Source organism: Halomonas sp. TG39a (assembly GCF_000744395.1).
GTDB classification, from domain to species: domain Bacteria; phylum Pseudomonadota; class Gammaproteobacteria; order Pseudomonadales; family Halomonadaceae; genus Vreelandella; species Vreelandella ventosae_B.
Window position 1 is genome coordinate 392,976 of record NZ_JQLV01000002.1, and the last position, 26,517, is coordinate 419,492.

A 26,517-nucleotide genomic window follows, 5' to 3' on the forward strand; every position below is an offset into this window, starting at 1 on the left:
ATAAGAGTGTAGCGACCACTGCCTCTGTGCCAATTGTGCTAGCCTTATGGGTTCACGAGTAACACAGAGGCCATTAATGCTCACCATTTCAAGTAACGTTACCCTGGCAGACTGGGAGATTGATATTAGCCAGATTCGCGCCCAAGGCGCCGGCGGCCAGAACGTCAATAAAGTCGCTTCAGCGGTACACCTGCGCTTCGACATTCTGAGTTCCACGCTGCCCCCGCTATACAAGGAGCGCTTAATGGCGCTGGCCGATCAGCGCATCAGCAAAGAGGGCGTGGTCATTATTAAAGCCCAGAGCCACCGCAAGCTCGAGCTCAATAAAGAGGACGCGCTAGCGCGTTTAAAAGAGCTGATACAGAGTGCCACCAAGCAGCAAAAAGTACGCCGTGCCACTAAGCCTACCAAAGGTTCGCAGCGCCGCCGCGTTGATCACAAAACCCGTAAGGGCAAAATTAAATCGCTGCGCGGTAAGGTGTCGGCCTCTTAATGACTAAAGACGCCGCACCTCCCGCTCAGCGACCCCTTTCGCCCTGCATACAGATCTGTCAGATTGAACCAACAACATCGGTGTGTGAAGGGTGTGGCCGCACGCTGGATGAAATTGCGGTTTGGGGCAGCATGACCGAGGCCGAAAAGACCCCGGTATGGGAACGCTTAATCGCCGAAGGCTATGTTTCTAAGGGCTATGTTTCTAAGGGCTATGTTTCTAAGGGCTATGTTTCCAAAGGCTACGTTTCTAAAGGCAGGGCTTCTGGCGAGTGACGGTCGCGCAAGATATGGTGTAGCTCGCCACACGCGACCATCGGGTCATCACAGTTAATCACAATATCCGAGTGGGCCAATACATAGCTGCGGCCAGTAATGGTATTTTCCACTACCTGGTAAGCCCCTTCCTGATGGGTGCCAATGAAGGTGCCGATAAACCCCGTCTCACGCAGTGACACCGTCTCTAGCTTATCACCTACATTCAAACGCCCTTCGTAGTGCATTAGCGCTAGACGTGCCGAGGTGCCGGTGCCCGTTGTGCTGCGGCAAATAACGCCTGGATGAACGTAGGTCGTTGACCGTGAACGTGTATACCCCTCCCCTATTTGCTCTTCAGGGCCCATAAAGTGCAAAAATGGCAGCGGCCCAACATCGCCCAGAGTGTAGTGGGAAAAGCCTCGCTGCGCTTTTATCGCTTCGACAATTTTGTAGGCACACTCCGAAAGCGCGCGCTCTTCATCACGGGAAAGCTTAAAGCCCAGCTCAGTGGCATCGACTAAAGCGTAAAAACCACCGCTATAGGCAATCGAATAAGTGACTTCGCCAACCCCCGGGACTTGAATCGTATCGCGGTAGGTATCGATATAGCTGGGCAGGCCGCCACAGGTAACCGACTCCACCACCCCGTTATGCACCTTTGCTTCGATTTGCACTAGACCCGCTGGCGCTTCCAGCTTAAAACGCTGAATACCTTCCTGCTTGGGCACAATGCCACTCTCCAACACCGCAGTGGCGGTACACAGCGTGTTGGAGCCGGAGTAAATGGGGTACCCCATCACTTCCATAATGATGTAACCCGCGACCGCTTCTGGGTGAGTGGCGGGCACTAGCAAATCAACCGACATTTCCGGAATACCGTAGGGCTCTTCCAGCAGCAGGCGCCGCAAACCGTCGGCATCATCGCGCAGATACTCCATCTGCTCGCGCACAGTGGCGCCCGGCAGACTATCAATCCCCCCCGTGACGATACGACTAACATCGCCTCCGGCATGGGTGTCCATTAGCTGAATGGTATGCAGGTTATGCACTATTGGCGCTCCTGAGCGGCAGAAGAGGAGTTTTCGAGGGCGAACGGCGCACCGTGGGAGGCCCACTGGGCGTCGGGGACAAGCACAATTTTGCCCAGGTAGTTGCTGCCCCGATTGACAAAATAGCGCTCGGCGGCATGCAGATCAGACAGCTTAAATGCCGCATGCAGCACTGGCTTTAAGTCGCCACTGCGAATCCACGCCACTAACTGTTCGGCCTCTTCACGGGTGCCGTGGGAAACGCCAAATATCTGCACTTGGTAAAGATAAACCCGGGTCCACATCATTTCGCTAAGGTTGCCACCGCTAGCCCCGGCAATAGAGAGGCGCGGATAGCTTTTGCGCCCCTGCATATCAACAATCATGGTGTCGATAAACAGGTTGGTCATCTCACCACCAACCAAATCCATCACTGCATCAATCGGTTGGCCAGCAGTGGTTTCCAGCACCCGCTCAACAAAGGTGGGCAGGTCGCCACGATCAATCACCGCTTCCGCACCTAATGCTTTGAGCGCCTCGGCCTTGTCTAACTGGCTGACCGCATAGGGGATAGCGCCCACGATGCGGCAGAGCTGAATAAGTGCGGTGCCCACGCCGCCGCTGGCTCCGCTGACCAGCACACGCTCGCCAGCACTCACTTTGGCAGCGGTCATCATATGGTAAGCCGTCTGATACGAGCACATGCCCATTGCGGCCAGTTCGGCATCGTGCAGTTCAGGGTTGGGCACGTGATAAAACTGATCCGCAGGCACGGCGATATACTCAGCAAACCCGCCGTCGGCTCCATGGCCGTAGTAATCCGGGGTTAGATTAATATCGCGACGCTCGTCAGCGTAGATATTAAAATCAAGCAGCCCGCGCTGGCCAATGCGCTCAACGTCAACGCCTTCGCCGACCGCCACTATGCGGCCAGCGACATCGGCCCCTTGAATCCGCGGGAAGGTTAACGTGGGGGTGCCGCCCATGGCAAAGGAGGTAACATCGCCCTTGTCCTTGGTGGGATAAAGCCCTTCACGGGCCTTGCGGTCAGTGTTGTTCTTCGCCGTCGCGGTCACCTGCACCAGTACTTCACCCGCCTTAGGCTGCGGCGTGGCGACATCCTGATGGTATTCCAACTTTTCGATACCACCATGCCCGGTTAATAGCATAGCGGCCATGGTAGTCGGCGCAGTATGTGAAGTTTCGGCCATGGGCTGGCTCCTAAATCGATAAAGACAGGCTGATCAAATACAGGTTAGCTAAAGACGGGGACGCCAATCAGCGCTGTATGTAGATAAAAGGCAAACACGACATACGCTATCAAGCCCACTAGCACGGTGGCAATCGTTGCCATTTTTGAGGTACTAACCGACTCAGGCGGTGTCAAGCGGCCGCGTTTTTTAGCGGTCTTGAACGCCAGGATAGCCCAGATAAGAAAGGCAGCAAAAAAGATAATATCGCCTAAGCGCCCGTTGGCCAGCAGGTGAGCAAACGCCCAGATTTTTACCGCCAGCATCATCGGATGGCCAAGCTTGGCCCTAATGGCGTTGCCCGGAACATAGGCCGCCACCAGCATGATAAAGGCTGGCACCATCAGCAACGCCACCGCATGACGCATGCCCGCGGGCGGGTGCCAGATATAGATGGGGTCTAGGCGCATCTGGCCAAAACCGTAAATAGCAATGGCCAGGCCAACGATGGATACGGCTGAATAGGCGACTTTCCAAGTGGTTTCGCCGCGTTGAGCAATCTGCTGCTGACGCCAGTCTTCAGCAAAAATACGTACAGAGTGGCTGCCTAAAAAAATCAGCAGCCCGATAATCATAATGGTCATGGAACAACTCCCAGTTAAAACGCTAGTCTAGGCTTTATGCCTTATAGTTTTGGTCGCTGCAGAGGATGCCACACTCAACCGCTGACCACCTACGTATGTGTCAACTTTTCGTTTCCTGGCGAGTCGCTCACTGGCTAGCCTAAAACCAGTGCTTGCGCTTAAACAGCCAAATCAGCACGCCACCGATACCTAGCATGGCACCCCAAACAAAAAAGTAGCCGTATTGATAACGCAATTCAGGCATATTTTCGAAGTTCATGCCGTAAATCCCGGCGATAAACGTAAGAGGGACAAAGATCGCGGTAATCACCGTGAGCACGCGCATGGTGATATTTAACTGGTGGGAGGAAATAGAGATATAGCCATCAACCAAGTCACCGCAAATGTCGTAATACATCTGGGTCAAGGTGTAGAGACGCTCGAAACGATCCGCTACGTCGTTGATGGCGTGCAGGGTTTCGCTATCTTCCCGAGGCAAATGCTCGTAGTCATAAGCGGTTAGTTCCTGGGTAATACCCTGGTGGTAGCTAAAGATGCGGCGCATCTTAACCAGCCGGGAACGGTAAGTGATGATCTTGCGCATTAGCACATCATTACCATTTTCCAGCAGTTCGTCTTCAAGATCGCTTAACGCCGTTTCAAATTCGAGCAAGCTGTCAATATAAAAGCCCGCTGAAATATACATTATCCGCAGCGCGACGTGTTCAGGCGAGTGGGCCAGCAGGGCTTTACCGTGCTCGTTGAAAAGGCGCTCAATGGAGAGCGCTTGTCCAGGATGAAGCGTAACCAAAAAACGCTCACCCACAAAAAAGCAAACCTGCTGAGGCAGGTAGTTCAGTTCGGCATCGAAGGAGGAGATGCCGCGATAAATAATCAGCGTATGGTTGTCGAACTCTTCAATTTTAGGCGGATGGCGCTCTTTGTGAGCATCCTGAATGGCCATGGGATGAAACTCAAACGCCTCTAAAATTTTGCGCTCGCTCTGCTGGGACTCCCCCTGCATATCGATCCATATATGGCTACCTGGCGTGGATTGCCATACGGTCATCAGGTGTTCATCGCCCTCACGGGTCTCGCCTTCAGGCGTGGTCAGAATAGTCCGAATCATGGTCATCCTTGAATATCTACAGGTCTTAACTAGCGTTATCAACAGACAGGGCAATGCGTACTTGGGCTTTTCCAGAGCGCTTGGCTTCATACATAGCCACATCGGCGCGCTTAAGCAGTTCGTTGGCTGTCTCGGCGCTGGCGGGCAAATATAGCGCGACACCAATACTCACACTGACGTTTAACGCCGCATCTCCAGCAATCATCGGTTCTTCCACCACCTTGACTAATTTATTAGCCAACTGCTCGATTGCCGTGGGCTCACTGCCCTCCAATAGGACGACAAACTCATCCCCGGCCCAGCGGGCTATATAGTCGGTTTCACGTATCGTTTTCACTAATTTTTTAGCGATCACACGTAGCAGATCGTCGCCCTTGGCATGCCCATGGGCGTCGTTAATCGCCTTAAAACCATCCAAATCCATAAACAGAACGGCTAACGGCTGCTGGCTGCGCCGTGTGCGAGCCATTGCTTCGGGTAAGCGTTCATCTAGGGCTCGCCGGTTAGGCAATTTGGTTAATACATCTTCACGAGCCTGTTGATTACGCAGGCGCTCCAGCTGCTGGCGCTCGGTAATATCGTGGATAAAAAGGCTGCGCCGTTCACGCCCTTCAATCACCAATTTTTTGACGCGCACCTCGACGGGCAGTTCATTGCCATCGTAACGGTGCGCGGTAAACTCAATAGCCGCCCGATCATTCGCGGCAGGCAGCCCAGTGGGAAAAATAAGCTGTGTGATTGGCTTAGCCAGCGCCGCTTTGCGTGGCCAACCGAACATCATTTCAGCCGCCCGATTCCAATCCAGAATGACGTCTTGTGCATCAAGACTGATATAGGCGTCATAGGCAGACTCGATAACGAGATTGAGTTCGTTGGTACGCCGCTCGATTTGGCACTCCATACTTCGGTGTAACTCATTCAGTGCTTGCTGGGATACCTTGGCGCTTTTCTTTTCTAATACCAGTCGCTCACGCAAATGAATTTCATCAGTGACAATCGCCGCCAAATCTTGCAGAGCCGTCAATTCTTGATCACTGATCGCACGCGGCTTCGTGTCGATTGCGCAGAGAGAGCCTAGCGTCAGGCCTTTGGTCGTACTAAGCGGAATACCCGCATAAAAGCGAATACCGTCGACAGCTTTCACAAACGGATTGTCTGCAAAGCGTGGATCCTGTCGGGCATCGTTAATGATCAATGGTTCTGTGCCCTGAATGGTATAAGCGCAGAAAGCCACATCTCGGGGTGTCTCACGAGCCTCAACGCCAACACGTGATTTTATCCATTGGCGTTTAGCATCTATCAACGTCACCGTTGAGATAGGCACATGCAGCAGCTTGGTCACCAGCCGGGTGACGCGATCAAACGCAGGTTCATCAGGTGTATCAAGTAGGTCAAGCTCGTAAAGAGCGGCTAATCTCGCCTCTTCATTCGATGCTGTAGGGTAGCTCATTGTTATGTCACCCATTCAGGGTAGGTGTGTAGCTACCAGCATAACGCGATCAGCCTTTTACTGCCCAACACTCACTGTTTCTTGGTTAAACATGCGAGTAGTACACTTGTGAGCGTTGAGGCGATTAACGCACCAACGAACGGCCCCAAGGTAGGGATACTACCCGGAAAACTGGCGCCCACTACCCCGGCCACCAGGCTTCCTTGGCTTAACCAACCAGGCAAAATGGCCCCCAGCAAACCGGCGACACCACCCATAATGGCCGCCATCGGCGTCATGCGTTGCCATAAGCCGAGCAGCACAGGCACCACAATAGCGGCACACAGCAAGTCAGCAATCAAGAATAGCCGCAGTACCGACAGGCCCTGCAAGGCAATCACTACCACCGGGATCATCACGACGACCGTCACCCAGCGGGCAGCCACCAGCGAAACGCCCTGCTGCTCGCTGCGTGCCACCACGAGCGAAGCAATACCATTTTGAAGTGTATCAACGCTGGAGGCCACTAAGGTCACCGCCAACACCAAGGCAGGTAACGTCAGCCAAACGGGGGCTTCACTTAACAGAGCAAAAAATGGCATTGGGGGCTCGCCGAGCGGCACACCGCTCATCGCTGCCAACACGCCTAGACCGCCAATCACCATCACTACCACGACTGTCATCGCGCCGCCTAACCAGGCGCCGCGCCCCAAGCTTTGATTATCTTGAGCGGCCCATACTCGCTGCCAATAGCCTTGGTGGAAAAGGTTAGCGGCGGTGACCGCGATCACTAGCGTTAACGCTACGCTGAGCGCACTGGTGATAGGAATAGACGGGAGTGCAGCCTCACTGGGTATAGAGGGCAACCGCCATAGGGCCATGCCACCCACCACACACAGCAGCACCAGCAACAGCCACGCCTGCCAACGGTCAGTGGCAAGGCTGGCACGCAGCCCGCCCGCCGCGGTATAAATCAGCGTGGTAAGCGCCACACCAATAATCACCAGCGCGGGCGGCACATCGGAAAGCAGCGCGGTGATGGCCCCAATGGCGGTGAGTTCAGCGGCTAAAAAACACGCCATATAGGCGATGGAGACCAGGGTTACCCAGCGCCGTACACCAGGGCCATAGCACGCTTCAGCAAACTCGGCGATACTGCGCCCCTCCGGCAACGCACGGCGAATCTTCGGCCCATACAGTCCCAAGACAATAAATGGCAATGCAGAGCCTAGCGCATAGCCAGCAAGGGCTAGCGGGCCGACAAAGGCGCCTATTTCGGGGGGCGCAAAGAGTATCCATGCGCCCATACCGGAAGCAAGAAAGGAGAGCCCCAGGGTAGAAGCCGTTTGCGAGTTGCGGGCGGTGACGTAGTCGTCAAGTGAACCATCCACCCAGCGAGCACGTAGGCCTAAAAAAGCAAAGCAGCACAGCGCCGCGCCAAGCACGGCTGACGTCAGGTAAAGCATGTCGCGCTTCCTCCGCCGGTACTAACCGGATCAGGTTCCAGGGTCTGCGCAGTGCGCATCTCAGCCCTTTTGAGTAGGGGCTCCCCTGGCGACAGTGAATGTAGGTACGCTTAAGAACGGTGTTAACACTGATTCAGGAACTATTCTCAATCAGAATCACAGCTTAGTAAAGTTTAAGGTGTAATGGTCGCACTTGAGCGAGGCACACGCCCCATTAAGTAAAACTCCTCATTAGGCGGCGTGCCCGCCAATGTAACCAACCGATTCGACAAACCAAAAAATGCCGCTATGGCGCCTATATCCCAGCAGTCCTCTTGGCTAAAGCCCACTTCCAGTAAGCGCGTGAACCACTCATCGGTCATTTCACCGACATCAACAGCACAGTGCATGGCGAAATCGAGCATCACCCGGTGGCGCTCACTAATCGGCGCCACGCGATGGTTGATCGCCACTTGATCTGCGAGCAGCGGGTTTTTACTGTAAATACGCACCAATGCTCCGTGAGCGACCACACAATATAAGCAGCGGTTACGCGCACTGGTAGCGACCACAATCATCTCTTTCTCAACGTTGGTTAGGGTGTCCGATTCGCGCTCCATCAACGCATCGTGATAGGCAAAGAAAGCTCGGAACTCAGCGGGGCGATGGGCCAGCATCAGAAAGACATTGGGCACAAACCCGGCTTTTTCCTGCACGGCCAAAATGGTACTGCGAATATCTTCCGGCAGGCCATCCAATGTTTCAGGTACATTAAAACGACTCAACGATGCAGACATACTCACCTCTTTATTGTTAAATTTAAATATCTGGTAAAAACGGTTTAGCCGATGGATAACAAAAAGCTAAATGAAGAGACTTTTATTTAGTTGCTTCTCTCGCCATACTGGCTTACTAACCTAAGCAGAATTGCGACCTCCTCCTAAAAATATAAATAGCTCGTTCAAAGGGAAACCGCTATGAGCCATAACGAAGCCAAGGAACATACACCCGGTCGTCTAAACGAGCTGTTTGCTGACCCTTACCGAGCATTTGAAAATGATACCGATGAGCGTCAGCTGCATATTCGTATCATGTTGCATATGTTACTTGCCCGCCCAATGACACGTGGTCAAATGACCCTACGCGTTATCCATGGCTGGGAAAACGGCGGCTTTGAACCCGAAGACCTCCAGCATGTCGACTACCCTCTCGGTGGGGTGGCTGACTTTAAGCGCGCGGTGAAAGATTTTGAACACGCCTCTAAGCACAACACGCCGCTACCTGCCGACAAAGATGCCATTCTTGCTGCCCCGCTAGCCGATGCGATTGCAGGCGCCGAAGCCGAGGGCCAAGACCTCTCCAGCGAAATTCGCGAGACCCCAGCGCGCTGGCCTGCGTTTGAAGGCGGCTTAGCCCTCTATACGTTGTTTAAAATGTATCATCGCCTTATTTACAGTGAAGATGACAACTATCGCTGCTCTCAATGCATGACACCACTGGGTATGCGCGAAATACATGAGTTTCACCTTGAAGAGGGAGAGTTTGCGCTTCTGGTGCCTCCCGCTAATGAATTTATGCACGGGCAGTCACTGTTAGTTTTACACGAAAGTCAGCTTGACCCGATCGAGCAGTTGCTTGAAGAGAGCTTGCCTCTGTTTGATAACTTTTAAGCCCTGCGCCATCGGGTTCATCGGCCCCGCGTAAAGCCGGGCCGATGTGCGGCAGTTAAAATCGCTTCAATTAGCCAAGCGAAATGGTGCTGTTGATACCGCTGGATACGTTTTCCGGCTCAAACCAACGTGCCGTCACCGTTTTGGTTTGTGTCCAGAACGCGATCGCCTGCTTACCGTTAGGGCCTAAATCACCTAGTTTCGAAGCCCGCGAGCCGGTGAAACTGAAATAGGCAACCGGCACCGGAATTGGCACGTTGATACCAATTTGGCCAACGTCTATATCGGTTTCAAAGCGGCGCGCTACCCAACCCGAGTTTGTAAAGATAGAGGTACCGTTGCCGTTAGGGTTGGCATTGATAAAGGCAATCGCCTCATCCAGCGTTTCAACACTCACCACGCACAGCACGGGACCAAAAATCTCTTCCCGGTAAATGGTCATATCCGCCTTTACGTCAGCAAACAGAGTCGGCCCGACAAAATTGCCGTTGGGATAACCCTCCACCTGAACATTGCGCCCATCGACCATCAGTTTGGCACCCTCTTGCTCCCCCGCATCGATTAAACGCAGCACGCGGTCACGAGCAGCTGGTGATACCAGCGGGCCTAAATCCGCATCGCGTTGGGTGCCCGGGCCGACTTTCATTTCACGCGCCGCATCAACGATATCGCTCAGCCACTCACGCGCCTCGCCCACCAGCACCACCACAGAGTTTGCCATGCAGCGTTGGCCCGCCGCGCCAAAGGCTGAGCCCAGCAGGTTGTTGATCGCTTGGCTACGATTAGCATCGGGCATGACCACGCAGTGGTTCTTGGCCCCCATCATTGCTTGCATGCGCTTGCCCGCTGCCGCTGCACGGTTATACAGCAGCGAACCCACATGGGTAGAGCCGATGAACGAGAGCGCTTTGATATCCTGGTGATCAGCGATTTGGTTGGCTACATCAGGGCCACCGTGCACCACGTTGAGCACGCCTGCCGGGACACCGGCTTCGTGGGCTAACTCCACTAAGCGCATGGTGGAACTGGGATCCTGTTCGGAGGGTTTAAGAACGAAGGTATTACCAGTGGCAATCGCCAGTGGAAACATAAAGCACGGCAGCATAATCGGGAAGTTAAAGGCAGTAATACCGGCGCCCACCCCAAGCGGCTGGTGCATAGTGTAAACGTCCACCTCGTTAGCGGCATTTTCCGCCAGCTCACCCAACTGCAGCGAGGTAATCGAACAGGCATGCTCCACCACTTCCAAGCCCCGGCCAACTTCCCCTTCCGCATCGGGAAGCGTTTTGCCGTGCTCTTCGGTGATCAGCGCCGCCAACTCTGCGGTATTGTCGCGAATCAGTGCCTGAAGCTTGAGCATAATGCGCATGCGTTTACCCAGCGGTACTTTTCGCCACTCCTTAAACGCCTCTTTAGCGCTGCTGATAGCGCGCTCCACTTCGTCAGTGGTACAGAACGGTACCCGCGCTACCACCTCTTGCGTGGCGGGGTTAACCACATCGCGCCACTCCTGGCTTTGCGACTGCACGGGCTGGCCATCGATATACATGGGAATTTCGCGAACAGACATAGCGTTGCTCCTATTATTAATTGTGATTGTTATGGCTGTGGTTGTTATAAAAATGCGGTATTAAAAAGTGCTTCGCGGTAAGGCAAGAGTACAGGGTATAGCAGCAAGTTGACGTTAACGTCAACCAAGTATCGCATGAGTCAACAAAATCTGCGGCAGGATATCAATTAGCCTTTCCAATGTGTCACAGGGCTGGCTATGCTTCGGCCTATCAGTGTGCCGCAGCCTCGCGGATCGCACATGGCGAACGCTCGTGTTTAAACACAGGGAATTATTTATGCAGGCTTTCAACTGCCGCTGTGGCAATCCGCTTTTCTATGAAAACACCCACTGCCTTAGCTGCCAGTCAGAGGTCGGCTGGTGTCCTGCCTGCAGCAATATCGTTGCCGTTGCCCCTCTGGATAACGGCGGCTATCGCTGCATCTACCCAGGTTGTGATACGGCGCTGATGAAGTGTCACAACTACGCTGTTGAGAACGTGTGCAATCGTATGGTGGTAATGGAACACGGCCAAGCGGATACGCTATGCGACTGCTGCCGTTATAACGCCATGATCCCCGATCTCACTATTGATGGTAACCGCGAGCGTTGGGCAGCACTTGAGGCGGCCAAACGGCGTCTGTTTCATACCCTTGATTTACTGAAACTACCCCACGGCACCCAAGAGGATGCTATTGCAGTGCCGTTGAGTTTCTCTTTTATGGCTGATGCCCTGCCTGACCAAGGACTATGGCGCTCTACCGCCAACCAGGAGAAAGTGTATACCGGCCATGCGGCAGGTCATATCACCATTAACGTCAAAGAGGCCGACGACGTTGAGCGCGAGCGTTTACGGGTCGATATGAACGAGTCCCACCGCACCTTGATTGGCCACTTCCGCCATGAAATTGGCCACTACTACTGGGACGTATTGGTTAAGGATCGCGATGAAGAAACGTGTCGTGCAGTATTTGGCAACCACCACCGGCCAAGCTATACCGAAGCGTTAGAGCGTTACTACCAGCAGGGAGCCCCCGGCGACTGGCCCAACCGCTTCATCTCCGCCTACGCCACCATGCACCCTTGGGAGGATTTTGCCGAAACGTTCGCCTATTACTTGGACATGGTCGCTGTACTGGATACCGCACTGCACATGGGCATTACCCACGTTGAGTACGACGGCAGCCTTGAGAGCATGCTGATTGCCTTTCATCAGGTAGGCATGGCGGTGAACGAGCTCAACCGTGATATGGGACTGCTCGATTTAGCGCCAGGTGTGCTTGCCCCGGCGGTGCGCGAAAAACTGGCGTACCTGCATGACATCATTCAGGCCGCCAGCCCGTTAGAAAGCGATTCCTCTACGCTTTAGTCGTTATCGTTGTCCCCCGCGTGGCTCTGGCTTTGAGTCTGAGTCTGGGTTTGCGTCACGCGGGGGACGCTGTCGTCATTCACAAAGTAGGTGGCGCTGAGGGTATCGTGGATAGCGGCAAAGCCGATCTGCAGTTCATCGATAAACAAGTGCAGCTTACTGGGTGAATGAGCGAGCGCTTGAATATCGGCGTCTACTACATCGGCGCGCACCAGCGAGACGGTGGCCGCCGGACGATCCTGGCGTGGCAGTAGCGTCAGCTCATGACCCAGGGTTTCAAGGCTGCAGGCAATCGAGCGTGGCAGATTGGGATCTTGTAGCAAAAAGCGCAGCACATCTGGCCCGCGCACCCGCAAGCGCACCTGTTGGCGATACATCTGGTAAGCAGTCAGTGACTTGAGCACGCTCATCCACTGCAGGTTTTCGAATGGCAGCAACTCTTCAGGGTTTTGTGGCAGCAGGCTGGCGGAGCGCACATCGACAATGCGGGTGGTCATATCGGCCCGCTCCAACTGACGGCCCAACTCAATAAAAGTACGCGCAGGGCCATGGCTTAAGGTGCCTTCAATGAGGCCCGTTAACGCCTGGCAACCACGAATAACACTTTTAAGAAAGCTATCGCGACGGCGTGGACTCACGCCATTTTCAGCATGATCGGCGACGCTAAGATAGAGCTGATTAACCTCTTCCCAAATTTCCCGGGGCACCACATCCCGGGTGGTTCTCAGGTTCTCACGGGCACTGGCAAGCGCGGAGATAATCGAAATATCATTATCAGGATCGGCGCATAAAAAGTGCACTACGTTGCGCTCATCAAACTCTTCATAACGTGCGGTGAAGACTTCCAGGCTGCCGGTCATTTCGATAAGCGGCGCCCAACCCAGCGGCAGGCGCCCCGGCAAATCGAGCATAAGGTGACTATTGACGCTCAGTAAACGTGCGGTATCTTCCGCACGTTCAATATAGCGCGCCATCCAGTAGAGGTTCTCTGCAACGCGTGACAGCATGGCGTTAGGCTCCTTTCACCGCGGCCACTGCCGCCTTATCGTCGGTTTCTACAATCCAGGTATCTTTACTGCCGCCGCCTTGAGAGGAGTTCACCACCAACGACCCCTCTATCAATGCCACCCGGGTAAGCCCGCCGGTGGTGACATGGATTTCAGGCCCAGAGAGTATGAAGGGGCGTAAATCCACATGGCGTGGCTGTGGTAAACCATTCGCCAACGTAGGCGTCGTCGACAGCGCCAGGGTGGGCTGCGCCATATAGTTGCGTGGGTTCGCCTTAATCAAGCGGGCAAACTCTTCGCGGGTCTCTTTGGTTGAGCGCGGGCCAATCAGCATGCCATAGCCCCCCGACTCATTGGCCGGCTTCACCACCAATTCATCAAGATGGTCAAGTACATAGCGGCGGTCATCTTCGAACATGCACAGGTAGCTGGGCACGTTGGGCAGCAGCGGTTCCTGGTCGAGATAGTAGCGAATCAGCGCAGGCACGAATGCATAAACGACCTTGTCATCCGCCACGCCAGCACCCGGAGCATTGGCCAGCGCCACTTTTCCCGCCCGCCAAGCGCGCATCAGACCCGCCACCCCCAGCATGGAGTCAGGGTTAAACGCTTCCGGGTCTAGAAACTCGTCATCCACGCGACGGTAGATAACGTCGACCCGGCGCAGTCCTTCCACGGTGCGCATGTACACCACATCATTGTCATCGACTAGCAGGTCGCTGCCTTGCACCAGCTCGACGCCCATTTGCTGGGCAAGGTAGGCGTGCTCAAAGTAAGCAGAGTTATAGATTCCAGGGGTCAGTACAACCACCTGCGGCTCATCCCCAGGCCGTGGTGACATCGCGGCGAGCATGTCGTAGAGGTTGGCCACATAGTCATCAACGGGCAAAATTTTGCCCGAAGCAAACAACTCCGGCAGTACCCGCTTGGTGACGTTGCGGTTTTCCAACATATAGGAGACGCCGGAAGGAATGCGCAAGTTATCTTCCAACACATACAGCGTGCCATCCCCATCGCGCACTAGATCTGAACCGCACACGTGGGCCCACACGCCGTGAGGGGGATTAATGCCGACACACTGGGGGCGAAAATTAACCGACTGCGCCAGCACTTCGGCGGGTAACACTTTGTCCTTAATGACTTTTTGATCGTGGTAAAGATCATCAATAAATAGATTCAGCGCCTGCACGCGCTGTTTGAGGCCTGCCTCGGTTTTACGCCACTCGCTGGCGGGAATAATCCGCGGCACAATATCAAAGGGCCAGGCGCGATCGATCATCGCGCCTTCGGAGTAGACGGTAAAGGTAATCCCCATGGTACGAATGGCGATCTCCGCCGCGGTTTTCCGCTCGGCTAACTCTTCTGCGCTAAACCTTGCCAACATGTTGCACAATTCACCCGCTGAATCGCGTGGCTGACCGGGTGCGGCCATCAGCTCATCGTAGTAATCACGACACGCATAGTTATTCCAATTCACTTGGCTCATGGGCGCTCTCCTGGCGCTGGGGTGGAAGCGGCAACTTCCTCAATGCTCAGTGTAGGCCTGCCGCGCGCAAAACAATCAAACAATTGAGAGCAAAATACGTACCATCTTTTGCGATATTTCAACGTTCGCTTACTTAAACGCTACTTGACAGGGAGCACGAGCCAATTAAAGCGACCACATGCTCTATATCAGTGCATAAAAGCAGTGCATAAAAGCAGTGCTATTTTGGTGCATTAAGTGATTTCCACTTTAGTTAAACGCCTTAGTTAAGATAGCGGCTGCAAAAAAGTAAAAGTGGAACGATACTTGCGAAACGTTCGGTTATTCCTTAACCCAACCGACCCACCGGTTGATAACGGTTCTTTTGAGGGTGGCCCATGACCATTCGCGTTGCCTTGTATCATCGCACGACCTACCACTTTGACCGCCCGGTGCGTCTTTCGCCCCATGTTATTCGGCTGCGTCCGGCGCCCCACTGCCGCACCCATATTGAGGCCTACTCGCTCAAACTCTCCGGCGACGACCACTTTTTAAACTGGCAACAGGATCCGTTTGGCAACTTCAATGCCCGCGTGGTGTTCCCCGAACCGCGTAAAGAGTTAACCATTGCGGTCGAACTCATCGCCCCGATGACGGTGATTAACCCGTTCGATTTCTTCTTGGACGACATTGCGCAAACGATTCCCTTTGCCTACCCCGAAGCGCTGCGCCAGGAACTAAGCCCCTATCTGGAAATAACGGAATCCGGGCCGCGGTTGATGGAGTGGCTCAAGGCTGTTCCCCGCGAGCCCACTACCACCGTCGATTTCCTGGTCGCGCTGAATCAACGCCTGCAGGATGATATTGGTTATTTGGTACGCATGGAGCCCGGCGTACAGAGCTGCGAAGAGACCTTAACGTTCGCCAGCGGCTCCTGCCGCGACAGCGCCTGGCTGTTGGTGCAAATTTTCCGCCACCTGGGCCTCGCCGCACGCTTTGTCTCCGGCTACCTCATTCAGCTCAAGTCCGATGTTAAAGCGCTGGATGGCCCCAGCGGGAGCGAAGTAGATTTCACCGACCTACACGCCTGGACCGAAGTATTCCTCCCCGGCGCAGGCTGGGTGGGGCTCGACCCCACCTCGGGACTGTTCGCTGGCGAAGGCCATATTCCCCTCGCCGCCACCCCGACGACCGGCAGTGCGGCCGCGATTACCGGGTTTTCGGATAAGTGTGAAGTCACTTTCGATGTCACCATGGAAGTGGAGCGTATCCACGAAGACCCACGGGTCACCAAGCCCTATAGCGATGAGCAGTGGCAGCGTATCTGCGCGCTGGGTGACGAGGTAGATGCCGAACTGCTCCACCAGGACGTACGCCTGACCATGGGCGGCGAACCCACCTTTGTCTCGGTCGACGATATGGAGAGCCCACAGTGGAATACCGAAGCCCTGGGCGAGCACAAACGCGAACGCGCTGAGGCACTGCTAACCCGGCTCCAGGCCGCTTACGCCCCCGGCAGCGCTATTCAGCAACAGCAAGGCAAGTGGTACCCCGGGGAACCACTGCCCCGCTGGGCGCTCGCCTGTTACTGGCGTAAAGATGGCGTACCACTATGGCGTGATCCCCAATGGCTGGCCTGCCTAGACGGCGCACCAGAGCTCCATGTAGATGATGCAATGGCCCAGCGCTTTACCAAAGCGCTAAGCGAACGCCTGGGTGTGGCCGAACGCTACTGGATTCCGGCGTTCGAGGATGCCTACTACTATCTATGGAAAGAGCAGTCGCTACCGGTGAACGTTGACCCACGCGAAGCCAATCTCAAAGATGACGCCGAACGTCACCGTTTAGCCCGCTTATTAGAACAAGGCTTAGACGAAGTGGTTGGCTATGCCCTGCCGCTGCGCCACTCGCTTAGCCAGGCCCACCGCTGGGAGAGCGGACGCTGGCCGCTCAAGCGTGAACACCTGTTCCTGGTGCCCGGCGACTCCCCCATGGGCTTGCGTTTACCGCTTTCGGCGCTGCCTTGGGCTGCCCCAGAAGAGCAGCCTCAACCGGAATCGCTGTTCGCGCCCCGCCCAGAGCTGGGCGACATTCACGGCGAAGTTGCTCGCCGCAACGCCGAACAACACCACCTCAGCGATGCCGAACGCTTGGGTCGAACCAGCCACCCGAGCCCATCACACCCAGAGGGCGAATCGGTTCAGCAGCAGCCACGGGCGGAAATCGACACGGAAAGTGGTGTTATTCACACCAGCCTATGTGTGCAGCCACGGGATGGCCGCTTGCATATTTTTCTGCCGCCGCTAACCAGCTTGGAGCACTACCTCGACCTACTCAGCACCGTTGAGGAGTGCGCCAAGGAGCTCGCCTGCCCGGTGATGGTAGAGGGTTATTCACCGCCTCGGGATCCGCGACTGGAAAACTTTATGATCACCCCCGACCCGGGCGTGATCGAAGTGAATATTATGCCCGCCGCCAGTTGGCAAACCCTGGTCGCGCAAACCGAACGGCTGTATGCCGAGGCACGTGAAACCCGTTTGGGCACCGAAAAATTTATGCTTGATGGCCGCCACACCGGCACCGGCGGCGGTAACCATGTCACCCTTGGCGGGATTACCCCTGAGGATTCACCTTTTTTACGCCGCCCAGACTTGCTTGCCAGCCTAGTCACCTACTGGCAGCACCACCCTAGCCTCTCTTACCTGTTTTCAGGCCTGTTTATTGGCCCCACTAGCCAAGCCCCGCGGGTAGATGAAGCGCGCCACGAGGCACTTTACGAGTTGGAAATCGCCCTACAGCAAATGCCCGAAGGCGAAGTAGTGCAGCCCTGGCTGGTGGATCGCTTGCTGCGCCACCTACTGACTGACTTAACCGGCAACACCCACCGCGCCGAGTTCTGTATCGACAAGCTCTACTCGCCGGATAGCGATAGCGGGCGGCTAGGGTTACTGGAACTACGCGGCTTTGAGATGCCACCCCATGCCCGCATGGGGCTGATGCAAATGCTGCTGATCCGCGCCCTTGTTGCGCGCTGCTGGAAAACACCCTATCGGGCCAAACCGGTGCGCTGGGGCAGCGCCTTGCAGGATCGCTGGATGCTGCCCCACTACCTGTGGCATGACCTTGACGATGTGTTAAGCGACTTACGCCATCACGGCTTTGATTTTGATTTGGAGTGGTTTGCCCCCTTCCTGGAGTTCCGCTTTCCGCTCCACGGGCGCTTGCACACGCCAATGCTGGATATCGAACTGCGTCAAGCTATCGAACCCTGGCATGTATTGGGCGAAGAAGCCTCTGCCGGGGGCACCGCCCGCTACGTCGACTCATCCGTCGAGCGCCTGGAAGTTAAAGTCAGTGGCATGAGCGGCGACCGCTACGTGGTGACCTGCAACGGTCGTCGGGTGCCGCTTTCAGCCACCGGCAGAAACGGCGAAGCGGTGGCTGGGGTGCGCTACCGCGCTTGGCAGCCACCGTCTGCGCTGCATCCGCAAATTCCCATACACGCGCCGCTGGTCTTTGATGTCATCGACACCTGGAACCAGCGCTCCGTGGCAGGCTGCACCTACTACGTGGTACACCCGACCGGACGCAATTTCGACACCTTCCCGGTTAATGCGTTTGAAGCGGAAGCGCGCCGACTGGGGCGTTTTAGTGACAGCGGTCATCGCCATGGTCATCAGGTGCCCAAGCTGGAAACACCCAGCCTGGAACTGCCGCAAACCCTCGACTTACGCTGGACACCAAGCTAATGCTTTCCTCTTAGCGGCTAGTGCAGGATAATCCGCCCACCTTTCTCAGGATTACAAGGATAATGACGGCCCCTGTCTCTCCCTCACTTCTCGCGCCCGTGGCTAACGGGCTCGTTGAGGATTACTTACATCAGCTAGGCAAGGGACAGCCCGGCACGTTTGACGCCATGCTCGATGGCCAGGGGCAGCTACGCCCCGGCTGGCAGAGCTTACTGAGCTCACTTGAAGGCATGGGCCCTACTGGGCGCTTACAGCAGCATGAAGAAATACAGCGGCTGCTGGCTGAAAACGGCGTGATTTTTAATATGCATGATGACACCCAGGGGCGTTCGTGGCGGCTTGATCCGCTGCCCTGGGTGATCGATGAAGCACAGTGGCAGGCATTAGCCGTGGGGCTAACCCAGCGCAGTCGCCTGCTAAGCGCCCTTTATGATGATATTTATGGGCCCAAAACACTTTTTGAGGCGGGGCGGCTACCCACCCAGGAACTGCTTGCTTCAGCGCATTTGTTACTGCCCTGCCACCAGTCGCTACCCAATGACCGTGCAGCGATCAACTTTCACGGTGTGGATGTCATTCTGGATGCAAAAGGCCAGTGGCGGGTGATGGCAGACCGCCTACAGGCGCCATCAGGCACCGGTTTTGCGCTTGAAAATCGCATACTGATGGCCCGCGCCCTGCCGGATATGTACCGCAATGCACCATTAAAACGGTTAGCGGGGTTTCTCGACCTGCACCACCGTACGCTGATCGCCATGGCCTATCAGCATCGCGATAACCCCACACTTATCCTACTAACGCCGGGGCCGGCCAGCCCACGCTACTTTGAGCACGCCTACCTGGCCAACTATCTCAATATCGCGCTGGTGGAGGGACAGGATTTAGTCGTACGCGATACCCAAGTGTGGCTGCGTACGCTGGGCGGTTTACAGCCAGTGGATGTGATACTGCGCCACTGCGACGACGCTTACTGCGACCCGCTGGAACTGCGTGGCGATTCGCAGCTGGGCGTACCCGGGCTACTCCAGGCCATGCGCGCAGGCGGCGTAGCGCTATCGAACGCCTTGGGGGTGGGCATTTTGGAAGCCCCTGTATTAGCCGATTACTTACCGATGCTGTGCGAACACCTGCTGGGTGAAACCCTGCTGTTGCCCAACGCCGATGCCACGACGGTGTCCGCCACCGCACCGGTTTTTGATAGCTATCTACAGCGGCTCGAGCCCACCACCCTCAACCTACGCTGCTTTGTGACCCGCACGCCAGTCAGCGCCACGATCCACAGCAACGCTACTGCCAAAAGCAGTGAAGCCAGTGAGTACCAAGTAATGCCCGGCGGTTTAGCCTGGGTGGGAGAACCTGGCCTGCCATCACTAAGCAGCACTATCGTTAAGGATGTGTGGGTCACCGCCGCCGCTCCCCAGCCCCATGTTAGCCAGTTGCGCCAGGCCCGCGGACCGGTGGTGGCCACCCGTGACGGCACCGACCTACCCAGTCGAGTAGCCGAAAGCCTGTTTTGGTTAGGCCGCTACGGTGAGCGCTTAGATACCCGCGCCCGACTGCTACGTGAAGCGCTGCTGAGGCTGATGGAGTACGACCAAGATGAGATCGCCGACCAACTGCTTGATGAACTGCTGCTAGCGCTCGATATCACCACGCTAAACGAAGAGGACGAGCAGCGGCTACAGGCGCCGCTGATTGGCTTTGAGCTAAAGCGCGCCGCACTGCTGGCCCAATTTGACGATGTGGACCCCCAGGCACTGCAGCCGCTGTTTGCCCAACTAATGCGCAATGCGCGCAGCGTGCGCGACCATTTAGGCGACGATTCCTGGCGGGTAGTCCACCAGTTGCGCCAGCGCATGGCCACCTTCAACCCCAGCTTAGGGGCCAGCGCTGCAAGGCGCGCCTGCGAAGGGTTGTCGGCCCAGCTAGCCGCCTTCTTTGGGCTGTGCAACGAAACCATGCCCCACCACTACGGCTGGCGGTTTATGGATATTGGTCGCTTTTTGGATCGTGTGCTGGGCTTGCTCTCACTGCTCAAGCTCACCCTCAATGCGCCGCACACACCGGGCTTAGCGCTATGGGAAGTGGTGCTCGCCACCACCGATAACTTTACCGCCTATCGCCGCCGCTACCGCAGCGAGCTTCACCCGGCGGCGATTCTCGATCTACTGCTATTCGATGAAACCAATCCCCGCTCGGTGGGCTATATGCTCAAGCGCATTGAGCGCCAGATGGATCGCCTGCCTGGCAGCACATCGCCCTATCGCAACGCTGAGCGACGGCTATTGATTCAAGCCAATGCGGCGCTGCACCTGGCGGATATTGATCGTTTAAGTCACTTGGCCGAGACGCCAGAGGCACAAGAGGCTTTAGAGCAACTGCTGGATGCGTTGATTGAACCCTTAAGCGCGCTTTCTGAAGCCATCAGCCAGAGTCATTTCAGCCATGTGGAGCGGCCACGCCAGTTAGTCAGCATGGAGCCTGATGCATGAACTACACGCTGCGCCATACCACTCGCTACCACTACAGCGCCCCAGTGACGCTATGCCATAGCGAGGCACGCGTGCTGCCCCGTAAAACGCCGCACCAGCAATGTGGCGCCTCGGAACTACAGATCAGCCCTGTGCCCCAGGTGCAGATGGAGCGCCGCGATGTATTTGGCAATCGGGTGCTCTATTTCGCTATGGAGGATGTCCATCAAACGTTGGATGTAACGGTGGTAACACCACTAAGCACACAGCCCTTGGCAGCACTGCCGCCTACTTCCTCAGCGTGGGAAAGCGTTGCTCAGCACCTTAGCCAGGCAAACAGCTTTGACGTTCAGCTCTACCGCCTCGACTCACCGTTTATCCGCCGAAACGCTGAGCTAGCCAGCTTTGCCCACAGCTGCTTCACCCCAGGCAGACCGATCGTTGAAGCGGCATTAGCGCTTAATGAACTGATTCATCAAACCTTTGAGTACGACCCCAGCTTCACCACGCTGGCGACACCGCTAAGCGAAGTGCTCGCCAACCGCCGCGGCGTGTGCCAAGACTTCGCTCATCTGGCGATTGGCGCATTGCGCTCGGTGGGTCTCGCCGCCCGCTATGTCAGCGGCTACTTAGAAACCCAGCCGCCGCCTGGGCAGCCACGCCTGATCGGCGCAGATGCTTCCCATGCATGGCTGGCAACCTGGATTCCTGAATGGGGTTGGCTGGCCCTCGACCCCACCAACGGCACCGTGGCTGGCGAGCAGCATCCGGTGCTGGCCTGGGGGCGTGATTACGCCGATGTCGCCCCGCTCAAAGGCGTTATGAATGGCGGTGGCGAGCATCAATTGGAAGTCGAAGTCGATGTGATGCCGCAGGCTATGATGCCGCCGATAGCCTCGATGGAACGCTAGGCCGACTCGTAGGCGGCCTTTAAGCGGTAAAACTCTTCTACTATCGCGGCCATTTCATCGGCGTCGTAGTCACACAGGCCACTCACCACAAGCTTCTTGGAACCGACACCCACCGCTTCCCCAGCGGATTCAATCGAGAACTCCAGCAGCGCATCGGCGCGTTTCCCGTGAACCTCTAACGAAGAGTGGTTCAGCATTAAGCCCGGCGAAAAGCCATCTAAACGCTCAAGCGAAAACCCCATGCTATCGTAGATCACCAAGGGGCGTTTGGGGTTAAACATGACCCCATGTTGCTCCATCAGCGGTTTGAGATAGTGCGGAAAGTTCTTGCCAGAAAACGCGACATAGCAACGCGCAAAGGCTTCCACTACCGCGGGATCGTGAGTAATGTCACCACTACGCACCACCTGCAAGTAGCATTTGCCGCCCTCATCGCAAACGTGAAGTGCACCGTTTTCTGCTTCGCTAAACTTAAGCGGCGTGTCAGCGCCCACCATGTTGGTGAAACGAAATTCCATTTGCCGCGACAACCCAAACTTTGTGAGTATCAGCACAAACAGTAGGTCACCGGGCACACAAAAGCGCCGTGCATCCGGGTTATGAATAGGGTTGTAATCACCCGCCACGCCTTTGGCGAAGCGACTGGCCTGCTCTGCAGAGATCACTACATACTCTCCGCGTTGCGCGTAAAAATCCTTGAACATGGCGTTTGTTGCCTGCCTAGCGTTGAAATCGAAAACCCGTCACTGCCCAACGCCGCGCATAATGCCACAAAACACGCCCCAACAGGAGTTCTCTGCTAGGGAAACCACTATGTCAGACGCGAACACTGCTAAAAATCGCCTACCCCGCCTGCTGCTGAGGGTGTTGATTGGCCTGCTGTTTCTCATCCTTATCTGGGTGGTAGGCAGCTATTGGCTGCTCAATAGCCAATGGCTTCCGGCACGCATTTCGCAATTCGAAGGTGTCGATATCCGCTGGGAAAAAGGCGCCAGCCGAAACCCAGGCCGCTGGGAAGTCGAGGGGCTTTATCTAGCCCGTGAAGATCAAGCACTGCCCATCTCGATTGAGGCCGAACGCGCCACCCTTTCGCTGTCGCTACTGGCCCTGCTGCGCGGCGAGCTGCATATCGATGCACTGGATGCTGAGGGTATACGCCGCCTGACCGTTGGTGACATCGCCCTCGAAGCTGACGGCGAGCTACAGGTCGCAGAGACCACCTTAAGTCGCGACACACTAGCGATCCCTCAGGTTTCCCTCGCTATCACTAATGGTCGTTTAGTTCGCCTAAGCGATCAAACCACCTTAGTGAGCGCTATCAATCTTAACGCAGATGCCACGCTCAAAACGATAAACCCTGTCGATGTTGGGAGCGGTGAGTTGAACCCCAATCTACTGGCAGCGCTCTCCGCACAACTTCAGTTGGATGCCCAGGCGGATGCCTGGGATGTCTTTATGCCCTACCTAGACGCCCTACCCTGGCTAACCTTGGAGGGGCGCGGGGCGCTGACGGGGGAGCTGGAGCTAACCGCAGGCAAGTTACAACCCGGTAGCGAACTTATGCTGGACGCACCTGAGCTGCGCTTAGCCGTTGATGAGCAGCGTTTACGCGCACCGAGTGATTCGCCGCGCTGGATAGTGGCGGATAACCCGTCACCACGCCATACGGCTACCGGGGAGGGCCAAGTTCGCCTAGCGGTTAAAAACGATCAGCTGCATTTTTCGACGCAGTTGACCGATGTCGTATTAGCAGAAGAAGAGCTAGCCGATTCACACCTCGATTCACACACATATGCAGAGCACGCGGAGCTACGCCTGGCCAGCCAAATTCCCAATCAGCGCTTGGATCACCTCGACCTTCCTACAGCAGCAACCCTGGCGCTTCAGGGCGATATTACCCGTTTGGATATGCTTAACCGCTACCTGGATACGAGTTTGGACGGACAGGGCGTTCGCCTTTCTGGCCATGGTCAAATCGAGGCCAATGCAAGCATTCGCGGGTCGCGACCTTTTGATGCCCAGCTGAGTATTCAAGCCCCTGAACTAGCAGCCGACACGCTTGGTTTTACTGCCCAAGGCAGCGGCTCACTGAACGCCCAGCTACCCCCCCAAGAAAGGATTGAGGCAACGCTGAATTTTAGCCAGGCCACGCTGCATCACCAAGAGCGCCTGCTGCTTGACGATGCCGACATCAGTGTCGTCGCCACGAGTCCCATCGATGCACAACGAGCCCGTGAAGATGCATCCGCGACACTCAGTTGGCAAGCCGCGCACCTGCCTGATATCAGCGTGCTACAAACTTACTTAGGTTCCATGCTGCCAGCCCCTGCGCCGTTGCAATTGCTTAGCGGCCAAGCCGCCAGTCACGGCCAGCTCAACATCGCTTCAGAACAGCTCAGCGGCGAGGTAAGCTTAGCCGGAGAAGCGCTGACCACTCGCTGGCAGCACGGCGACGAAAGCGGCACCTTAACCAGCGATATGCAGCTTTTACTGCCCATTGAGCAGGCGGCAATAGATGGCTCAGCGCTGAATATCAGTGGCGCTCGATTAAGCTGGCAAGTGGCCGATATCGAGCAACCTGGTGAGCGCTTACAGAGCGTATTGGTCTTGACCGATGGCCGACTTCAACGCCGCGACAACGTACCCAGCGGGCAGTTTGCGCTTGAAGGCAGCGTGCAACGGCTTAGCTTTTTAAATGCTTTTTTACCTGATGCGCACGGTTTAACTATCGCTGGGGAAGGCCAACTCTCCGCTCAAGGCGCCTTTCGCGATAACCGCTTACTGGCACCCACTCGGCTGCGGGTCAACGCCGACCAGCTAGAGGTCTCGTTTTTAGACTATACCGCCACCGGGCGTGGTGAGCTTACCGCCCAATTGGATAGCCCCGAGCAGGCCCAACTCTCGCTTGGCATTCCCCGCTTTGCGCTAAGGCGCCAAGATGATGACAGTCCTCACTTGGAAGGGCGCCACTTCGCCCTCACCACGCAAACCGAGCGCTTTAGCGATGTACTGGAATCCCCCCAGCCCGAGCATTTCATCACCCGCATTGCGCTGCCGATTACCGAGGTGCCCGACTTCACCCGCTACAACCGCTACCTGCCAGAAGGCGCGGGGATTACCTTACTGAATGGCCAGGCCAGCCTGGAAAGCGAGTGGCTGCTGGAGGGGTTAAACGCCCAGGGCGAAGTCACGCTGCGCGCTTTTGGCGCTGAGCTAGCGTTGCTGGACCAGCGGCTTAGCGGCGACTTACAACTCTATCTACAGCTAACCGAAGGTGACCTGGAAACACGACGCTTTACCGCCGACGACTCGTTCTTACGCCTGGAAAACGTTAATCGCCAGAGTGAAAATGGTTCTTCAGATGCTGGTTGGTGGGTGCAGCTTTCAATGGATGAGGCAACCCTGGCCTGGGAAGATCCTATTCGCCTCGCCAGCCAGCTCCGCCTTGAGATGCGCGATACCGGCTTACTGGCCCGGCTGTTTCTCGCCCGGGCAAGGGACAGCGACTGGCTAGGAAGACTGTTGAATGTTCACGATATCGAGGGAACGGCACAACTAGCGATCAGCGGCGAGCAAATTAGCCTGAGTGACTTAACACTCACCGGCGGCCCACTGCTGCTCCTTTCGGATGTCACGCTGGCCGAGCGCAGTGCCAACGGCGCGCTCTATGCCCGGCTTGGCGTGCTTGGGTTAGGGGTGGAGCTTAACGACAGCGAGCCCACCTTGCGGGTGATTCAGCCGCGCCGCTGGTTTGACCGTTGGCGTGAAGCAAACCGCTCCCGAGGCCCTAACAATTAGACGTTAATGATTAGCCCTTAGGCTTTGTCTGAAAAGTCGGCGAGCGAAGGCCAGACAAGGCAAAAATCGGCGAAAAGACGGATCGGACTCGCGCGCGAGTTTACGTGTTGTAAATGAGTACTTTGATCGGACTCGCGCACGAGCCGATTTTTAACGCCGTATGGTCGAACGCAGCCAGTTTTCAGACAGAGCCTAGCGTTTTTTGCGCTCACGGCGAATTATCCTCACTCGCTCTTTAGCCTTTTGCGGCGTAGAGAGCGGAGCAGCCTCGTCATGGGTTTTCGGCGGCACCGTGACCCAGGCAAACACCGGCAACGCCAAGTGCCAATGGATCGCCGCCAAACGCAGCCCAAGGGTAACGCCTAGCGAGGCGGCAATCGCTATCGTCAGTGGTGCTTCCAGCGCATGCAGCGCCACGTAGACAATTCCTCCGGCCATCGCCGCCGTGGCGTACACCTCTTCGCGCAGCACCATGGGCACTCGCTGGGCCAATACATCACGGATCATGCCGCCGGCTACACCGGTCATCATGCCCATCAATACCGCCACCGTGCCTGAGCTCCCCAGCAGCAGTGCTTTATGCGTACCAATCACCGTAAACAGCGCCAACCCAAACGCATCGGCGATGGGCAAAAACCCCCGCGAAAGGCGGTGGATATAGTGAAACCCCATCAACGACACGCTCACCGTGGCTAAAATCACCCAAAGGTAGGTCGGATCCGTCACCCAAAACACCGGCCTAACGCCCAGCACTAAATCCCGCAGCGTGCCCCCGCCAATGCCGGTGACCGCCGCCAACACCAGCATACCAATCGGATCCATGCGCGACCGGCACGCCAAAATCACGCCCGACAGCGCGAACACGATGACACCCGCCATATCCAGCCAGTAGACCACGCCCGACACGCCCTTCTCCTTTTGCTCGCATCTATGA

The 26,517-nt window shown here is 56.1% G+C and carries 20 protein-coding genes and 1 riboswitch; of the genes, 8 read left to right on the forward strand and 12 right to left on the reverse strand.

Translation table 11 applies throughout. From position 1 onward, the window contains the following. The first annotated feature begins 76 nt into the window (after positions 1-76). Both arfB and U738_RS19985 read left to right on the forward strand, forming a co-directional pair. A complete protein-coding gene (gene arfB / locus U738_RS19980; RefSeq protein ID WP_035584601.1) occupies positions 77-493 on the forward strand; it encodes an alternative ribosome rescue aminoacyl-tRNA hydrolase ArfB in 417 nt (138 codons plus the stop codon). After that, entirely contained in the window at positions 493-768 is a 276-nt protein-coding gene (locus U738_RS19985) for a DUF1289 domain-containing protein (protein ID WP_035584604.1), read from the forward strand. The genes arfB and U738_RS19985 overlap by 1 nt, the downstream gene beginning before the upstream one ends. Here the strand turns inward: U738_RS19985 and U738_RS19990 are convergent. The 7 genes from U738_RS19990 to U738_RS20020 all read right to left on the reverse strand — a co-directional run bounded on the left by U738_RS19990 (position 735) and on the right by U738_RS20020 (position 8,391). Beyond that, complete coding sequence (locus tag U738_RS19990; protein WP_172821663.1) at positions 735-1,799, reverse strand: proline racemase family protein; 1,065 nt, start codon at positions 1,797-1,799, stop codon at positions 735-737. The two genes, U738_RS19985 and U738_RS19990, sit on opposite strands and share 34 nt — an antisense overlap. Then, complete coding sequence (locus U738_RS19995; RefSeq protein ID WP_035584608.1) at positions 1,799-2,989, reverse strand: zinc-binding dehydrogenase; 1,191 nt, start codon at positions 2,987-2,989, stop codon at positions 1,799-1,801. The genes U738_RS19990 and U738_RS19995 overlap by 1 nt, the downstream gene beginning before the upstream one ends. Before the next feature lie 44 nt (positions 2,990-3,033). Continuing rightward, positions 3,034-3,612, reverse strand: coding sequence for an NnrU family protein (locus U738_RS20000; RefSeq protein WP_035584612.1), 579 nt, complete (start codon positions 3,610-3,612; stop codon positions 3,034-3,036). A 139-nt stretch (positions 3,613-3,751) separates the two neighbouring features. Then, positions 3,752-4,720 carry a magnesium/cobalt transporter CorA gene (corA, locus tag U738_RS20005; RefSeq protein WP_035584616.1) on the reverse strand — a complete coding sequence of 323 codons (969 nt, stop codon included), beginning with the start codon at positions 4,718-4,720 and terminating at the stop codon, positions 3,752-3,754. Positions 4,721-4,745: 25 nt separating this feature from the next. Further along, positions 4,746-6,170 carry a sensor domain-containing diguanylate cyclase gene (locus U738_RS20010; protein WP_035584619.1) on the reverse strand — a complete coding sequence of 475 codons (1,425 nt, stop codon included), beginning with the start codon at positions 6,168-6,170 and terminating at the stop codon, positions 4,746-4,748. 71 nt (positions 6,171-6,241) lie between these two features. Continuing rightward, complete coding sequence (locus U738_RS20015; RefSeq protein WP_035584622.1) at positions 6,242-7,615, reverse strand: sodium:solute symporter family transporter; 1,374 nt, start codon at positions 7,613-7,615, stop codon at positions 6,242-6,244. Next, positions 7,605-7,712, reverse strand: a riboswitch (TPP riboswitch). It overlaps the preceding gene by 11 nt. Positions 7,713-7,788: 76 nt before the next feature. Further along, on the reverse strand, positions 7,789-8,391 hold the full coding sequence (locus tag U738_RS20020) for a peroxidase-related enzyme (protein WP_035584625.1): 603 nt from the start codon (positions 8,389-8,391) through the stop codon (positions 7,789-7,791). A gap of 180 nt (positions 8,392-8,571) precedes the next feature. Here U738_RS20020 and U738_RS20025 point away from each other — a divergent pair, with 180 nt between their 5' ends. Continuing rightward, positions 8,572-9,264, forward strand: coding sequence for a hypothetical protein (locus U738_RS20025; RefSeq protein ID WP_035584628.1), 693 nt, complete (start codon positions 8,572-8,574; stop codon positions 9,262-9,264). 70 nt (positions 9,265-9,334) lie between these two features. On the opposite strand, the gene U738_RS20030 is transcribed toward U738_RS20025, so the two are convergent. Then, entirely contained in the window at positions 9,335-10,834 is a 1,500-nt protein-coding gene (locus U738_RS20030; RefSeq protein ID WP_035584631.1) for a CoA-acylating methylmalonate-semialdehyde dehydrogenase, read from the reverse strand. A 277-nt stretch (positions 10,835-11,111) separates the two neighbouring features. On the opposite strand from U738_RS20030, the gene U738_RS20035 reads away from it, so the two are divergent. Then, complete coding sequence (locus U738_RS20035) at positions 11,112-12,182, forward strand: zinc-binding metallopeptidase family protein (protein ID WP_035584634.1); 1,071 nt, start codon at positions 11,112-11,114, stop codon at positions 12,180-12,182. Here U738_RS20035 and U738_RS20040 read toward each other — a convergent pair. Together U738_RS20040 and U738_RS20045 are read right to left on the reverse strand one after the other, a co-directional pair. After that, positions 12,179-13,189, reverse strand: a complete 1,011-nt coding sequence (locus tag U738_RS20040; protein ID WP_035584638.1) for an alpha-E domain-containing protein — start codon at positions 13,187-13,189, stop codon at positions 12,179-12,181. The two genes, U738_RS20035 and U738_RS20040, sit on opposite strands and share 4 nt — an antisense overlap. A gap of 4 nt (positions 13,190-13,193) precedes the next feature. After that, positions 13,194-14,675, reverse strand: coding sequence for a circularly permuted type 2 ATP-grasp protein (locus U738_RS20045; RefSeq protein WP_035584641.1), 1,482 nt, complete (start codon positions 14,673-14,675; stop codon positions 13,194-13,196). A 377-nt stretch (positions 14,676-15,052) separates the two neighbouring features. Here U738_RS20045 and U738_RS20050 point away from each other — a divergent pair, with 377 nt between their 5' ends. The 3 genes from U738_RS20050 (at position 15,053) to U738_RS20060 (ending at position 21,785) form a co-directional block, all read left to right on the forward strand. After that, positions 15,053-18,403 (forward strand): transglutaminase family protein, encoded by a 3,351-nt coding sequence (locus U738_RS20050; RefSeq protein WP_035584645.1) that lies wholly within the window; start codon positions 15,053-15,055, stop codon positions 18,401-18,403. 62 nt (positions 18,404-18,465) lie between these two features. Continuing rightward, the gene (locus tag U738_RS20055; protein WP_035584646.1) at positions 18,466-20,895 is read left to right on the forward strand and encodes a circularly permuted type 2 ATP-grasp protein; all 2,430 of its coding nucleotides are present in this window, start codon (positions 18,466-18,468) and stop codon (positions 20,893-20,895) included. Continuing rightward, on the forward strand, positions 20,892-21,785 hold the full coding sequence (locus U738_RS20060) for a transglutaminase family protein (RefSeq protein ID WP_035584649.1): 894 nt from the start codon (positions 20,892-20,894) through the stop codon (positions 21,783-21,785). Before U738_RS20055 ends, U738_RS20060 begins: the two co-directional genes overlap by 4 nt. On the opposite strand, the gene U738_RS20065 is transcribed toward U738_RS20060, so the two are convergent. Next, positions 21,782-22,489, reverse strand: a complete 708-nt coding sequence (locus U738_RS20065) for a DUF3581 family protein (RefSeq protein WP_035584651.1) — start codon at positions 22,487-22,489, stop codon at positions 21,782-21,784. The genes U738_RS20060 and U738_RS20065 overlap by 4 nt on opposite strands. A 109-nt stretch (positions 22,490-22,598) precedes the next feature. Here U738_RS20065 and U738_RS20070 point away from each other — a divergent pair, with 109 nt between their 5' ends. Beyond that, positions 22,599-25,583 carry a hypothetical protein gene (locus U738_RS20070; RefSeq protein ID WP_035584656.1) on the forward strand — a complete coding sequence of 995 codons (2,985 nt, stop codon included), beginning with the start codon at positions 22,599-22,601 and terminating at the stop codon, positions 25,581-25,583. A 192-nt stretch (positions 25,584-25,775) separates the two neighbouring features. On the opposite strand, the gene U738_RS20075 is transcribed toward U738_RS20070, so the two are convergent. After that, positions 25,776-26,489, reverse strand: a complete 714-nt coding sequence (locus tag U738_RS20075) for a trimeric intracellular cation channel family protein (RefSeq protein ID WP_081899170.1) — start codon at positions 26,487-26,489, stop codon at positions 25,776-25,778. Between the last annotated feature and the right edge of the window lie 28 nt (positions 26,490-26,517).